Source organism: Geodermatophilus chilensis (assembly GCF_002802985.1).
Lineage (GTDB): Bacteria > Actinomycetota > Actinomycetes > Mycobacteriales > Geodermatophilaceae > Geodermatophilus > Geodermatophilus chilensis.
On the sequence record NZ_NVPT01000292.1, the window covers coordinates 1 to 3,130 of the forward strand.

A 3,130-nucleotide genomic window follows, 5' to 3' on the forward strand; every position below is an offset into this window, starting at 1 on the left:
GCTGGGCGGGCGTTTCGCCGTCCCCAGGTCGGGAACTGCCCCGGTATGCGGGTGAAGGACTCGGTCGTCGTGGTCACGGGTGCGTCCAGTGGCATCGGTCGCGCCACCGCGCTGGCCTGCGCCTCGGCCGGGGCCGCCGTGGTGCTGGCGGCTCGGCGTGCCGACGCGCTGGCGGAGGTGGCGAAGGAGTGCGAGGCCGCCGGCGGTCAGGCACTCGCCGTGCCGACCGACGTCACCGACGCCGACGCGGTGCAGGCGCTCGCCCGGCGGGCGGTGGAGCGGTTCGGGCGGATCGACGTCTGGGTCAACTGCGCCGCGGTGACCGCGTTCGCGCCGTTCCTGGAGATCCCGTTGGAGCAGTTCCGCCGGATCCTCGACGTGGACGTGATGGGGTACGTGCACGGCGCCCGCGCCGCTCTGCCGTACCTGCGGGACCAGGGCAAGGGCGTGCTGATCAACGTCTCCTCGGTGGTCGCCGTCGTGCCCCAGCCCTACACCCACGCCTACTCGATGGCGAAGGCCGCGGTCCGGGTGCTCAGCGCCAGCCTGCGGCAGGAGCTGCGGCTGGACGGCGCGAAGGGCGTCAAGGTCTGCACGGTGATGCCGCCGACGGTCGACACGCCGTTCTTCGACCACACCGCCAACTACACCGGCCGCAAGGCCAAAGCGATGCCGCCGGTGTACTCGGCCGAACGGGTGGCGCGCACCATCGTCGACCTCATCCGGGTGCCCCGCCGCGAGGTGCTGGTCGGGCCGATGGCCCGCAACCTGCTGATGCAGTCCAAGTTCGCGCCGGGGCTCGCCGAGCGGATGATGGCGCTGCAGGTGGACAAGATGCACCTGTACCGCACCAAGCCCGCGCCGGCCACCTCCGGCAACCTGTTCGCGCCCGCGCCGGGAACCGGCTCGGTGTCCGGGGGATGGCACGGCCGGCGCCGGACCGCGCTGCGCCGCGCCGCGTCGACCGCCGCCCTGCTCACCGGCGGCCTGGTGGCGGCCCGCCGATGGGGCCGCTGACCCGCTGGGACACCCACGAGTTCACGGCGGCCGCCGGAACCCGTGTCCACGCCGCGCTGCTCGGCCCGGCCGACGCCCCGACCGTGGTGTGCGTGCACGGGCTGGGTTGCTCGCACCGCTACTTCCTGCCGCTGGCCCGCGCGCTGCGCCGCGACGCCCGGGTGGTCGCGCCGGACCTGCCCGGGTTCGGCCGGACCCGCGGGCCGGTCCGCGCGCTGGACGTGCGCGGGCAGTCCCGAGCGCTGGCCGACTGGCTGCGGGCCACCGCCCGCGGCGGCGCCGTGCTCGTCGCGAACTCGACGGGGTGCCAGGTGGCCGTGGACATGGCCGTGCACTCCCCGGAACTCCTCGGCCCCCTGGTGCTGGTCGGCCCGACCGTCGACCGCCGCGCCCGCACGCTGCCGCAGCAGGTCGCGCGGCTGGTCGCCAACTCGCCGTGGGAGCGCCCCACCCTGGGTCTCGCCCTCGTGCCGGCCTGGATCGCCTGCGGCGCGCGGCGGTATGTCGAGACGTTCGGCTACGTGCTCACCGACCCGATCGAGCGCAAGCTGCCGCACGTGCCGGTGCCCACCGTCGTCGTGCGCGGCGGCCGCGATCCGGTCGTGCCCCGGGCGTGGGCCGAGGAGGTGACCCGGCACCTGCCCCGCGGCCGGCTCGAAGAGGTTCCCGGCGTCGGGCACACCGTCAACTGGTCCGCACCCGAACGGCTCGCGCAGATCGTGCGGCCGCTGCTGGCCGGGGAGCCGGCATGAGCGCCCGGCTGCGCGCGGCCCGCTACCTGGTCGACTTCGACTCCGGGGTCAACGCCGCCCGCGCCGTGGGCCGGTACCTACGCGGCAAGGACCACCGCGGCATGTCCGTGGGCCCCGGCTCCCGGGCACTGGCCGCCCTGGCGTCCTCCCTGCCCACCGGCGTGCGCCGCGGCGGCTTCTCGGCGATGGGCGCGCTGCAGGGCATCCCGCTGGACCAGGCCCGGCGGATCAGCGCCGACGACATCGCCGACTGGGTCACCGCCCAGTACCCCGGCGGGCCCTACCCCGTCGTCATGATCGGCTCGCCCAGCGGCGCCGCCGTCCACCTGGCCGCGGCGCTGCGTGCGCCGTACCTGCCGCAGACGACGCTGGTCGCGGTCCGCGAGCTCGGCACCCATCCGGACGATCCGCGCGCCGCGATGCAGGCGCTCGCCCCGACCACCCGGCTGATCGCGGCACGCAACCCGGAGGTCGCCGTCCACCACATGCACGATCCCGCCCAGGACCGGCCGATGCTCGAGGGGATGGCCTACCTGCGGCTCAAACGCCGCATCCTGGGTCGGACCTGGGAGCGGTTCCTGGAGGAGCGCCTCGCCCCCGGCGGCACCATCCTCCTGGTCGAGTGCGCCCGCACCTGGCGCACCCGCCAGGTCGGCGAGCGGGCGTACTTCCAGTTCGGCTGCCTGGGCGGGGTGTCGGAGGAGGAGTACCACGACAGTGGCGCCCGCATCGCCGACTACCTCGCCCGGGAGCGCTCACCCCGGCGCCGGTGGGATCCCCCCGAACCCGACGGCCGGCGGCCGGAGGCCGAGTGGGGCTTCGACCCGGCCCTGCGCCCGGACCTCGAGCGGGTCGCCGCCCGGTGCGGCTACCGGCTGCGCCGCCTGGTGGTCGAGGAACCCCAGGACCTCAGCGACTTCGTCGCCGAGCTGCACCGCTGGTGGTACCGCCGCCGCGGCCTGCCGACGCAGCGACTGCTCGCGCAGTCCTACGTCCAGTGGGACCCGTTGTGGGCCCAGCGACTCGGCGCGGTGCCGTTCTGGCTCCGGTTCAACATGCAGCCCTCCTTCGAAGACCTGACCCGCTACCTGAACCACGCCGACGCCTACGACGAGATCTACGTGAACCTGTTCTCCCAGGGACTGTGGTCACCCGGCGTCGTCCCGGTGCACCACTGGCGCGAACTCGCCGCCTCGGCCGCCCGCGTCCGCGGCGAGGTCATCGGCGTCGACGAGGACGCCTACCCCCTCGACACCGGCAGCACCATGCGCTACCAGCCCGCCTTCGCCGCACTACCCGCACGGCACCCGCTGCCCGCGCCGCTGGACGTGACCGAGATCAACCGCTTCCTCCAGAGCACC

The 3,130-nt window shown here is 74.9% G+C and carries 3 protein-coding genes; all 3 read left to right on the forward strand.

Annotation, left to right across the window (positions count from 1 at the left end; translation table 11 throughout):
* A partial coding sequence (locus CNO22_RS26425) for an SDR family oxidoreductase (RefSeq protein ID WP_232807374.1) occupies positions 1-1,017 on the forward strand: 1,017 nt, incomplete at its 5' end.
* Positions 1,005-1,769, forward strand: coding sequence for an alpha/beta fold hydrolase (locus CNO22_RS26430; protein ID WP_100502208.1), 765 nt, complete (start codon positions 1,005-1,007; stop codon positions 1,767-1,769). The genes CNO22_RS26425 and CNO22_RS26430, both read left to right, overlap by 13 nt.
* The coding region (locus tag CNO22_RS26435; RefSeq protein ID WP_100502209.1) for a hypothetical protein at positions 1,766-3,130 on the forward strand (1,365 nt) is incomplete at its 3' end. The genes CNO22_RS26430 and CNO22_RS26435, both read left to right, overlap by 4 nt.